Source organism: Candidatus Tokpelaia sp. (assembly GCF_008636115.1).
Taxonomy (GTDB): domain Bacteria; phylum Pseudomonadota; class Alphaproteobacteria; order Rhizobiales; family Rhizobiaceae; genus QLZD01.
Genome location: NZ_QLZD01000055.1, coordinates 1 through 1,348, shown reverse-complemented (window position 1 = coordinate 1,348; position 1,348 = coordinate 1). Strand labels below are relative to the sequence as shown.

The window sequence follows — 1,348 nt, the reverse complement described above, 5'->3', positions numbered from 1 at the left end:
AAGCTGGACGATGCCACCAAAATGGTTGGCTGTTATCGCGCTTTGGCCAAAATCGGCCTGAAGGAAGAAGGCGCGCCCATGCAAAGCGCTATCGCCTTTGCTCAGGTAATTGATCATAGCGCTGATAAAGTCAGTTCTAAAGATTTTGCCAAAAATTTCCCCAAAATTACCCAAGCTTTCCAGCAGGCCGAGCATGAAGCCGGGAGCAAAGCGCCGTTTTTTACCATTTTGGCCGAGCATGTTGATGGTTCTATGTCCGGTAATGAGCGTGAAAACAAGCTCAATTTTCTCAAAGGCTTCTCTTCTTCTGTTTCCACGCGCGCTATAGAGACAAAAACTGCTTGTGCAAATCCGGTCACTACCCATGATTACCCTCAGAAGGAAGAAACACGAAGTGTTTGCCGCGTGCTTTCTAATGTGCGCTGTCTGTCGGAGAGGGTTGATGTTCCTGCTTTAGACGCTGTGCTGTTTTTGTCCGGTAAAAACAGCCAGATAGAGATTACCCAGGCCGTTGGGCGGGTTATGCGCACTGCACCCGGCAAAAAGCTGGGTTATGTCATTTTGCCGGTGGTTATCCCCGCCGGGCAAACAGAAGAGGAGTTTTTGAAAGATTCCAAAACATGGCAAACGACTTGGCAAGTAGTGCAGGCTCTGCGTAGCCATGATGCCGGCATAGACAATTCTATCGCTCGCGCCGTTGCCGGCGATTTTAGCGGCAAAATAGAAATTATCGATATACGCAATCTGCAAACTCAGACAAAGACAGAAGGCAGCGGTTTAAAGCATAATCCGCAAAGGAAGCGAACAATAGGCGGAAAAGATAACCCGCCTGGGGAACAAGGTAATTTTGAATTTCATGTCAATGAGCTGATGCGTGGCATTTACGCCAAACTGGCAGAAAAATGCGGCACAAGGCTTTATTGGCCGCAATGGGCAGAGCGTCTGGGTCGCACGGCAGAGACGCTGAAGCTGCGTATCGGTAATATCCTGGAAAGCAGCAACCTGGATTATAAAGCCGCGCAAAAAGCCTTTGGCACATTGGAGCAAGCCTTAAAGGATAATATATCCATCGCTATAGACAAAGAAGAAACGCTGAATATTCTTGCAGCGCAAGCTATCGCCATGCCGGTATTTTCTTGTCTGTTTGGTGTAGAGGAGCATGATTTCCCTGCTCATAATATTGTAGCCAAAAGCCTGCAAACGGCACTGGACGAAATTTTGAAATTTATGCAGGAAGAGCGCGAGCAACTGGCCGCGCTTTACAGCGATATTCGCGCCCAATTAGGCGATAATCCTTCTGATGCCTTCCGCCAAAGCCTGATAAAAGACATTTATCAAAATACTATTA

General features: G+C 47.6%; 1 pseudogene. It reads left to right on the top strand.

The annotated features are described in order from the left end of the window. Window positions 1-1,348, top strand: a pseudogene (locus DPQ22_RS09000) (hypothetical protein); the annotation flags it as partial.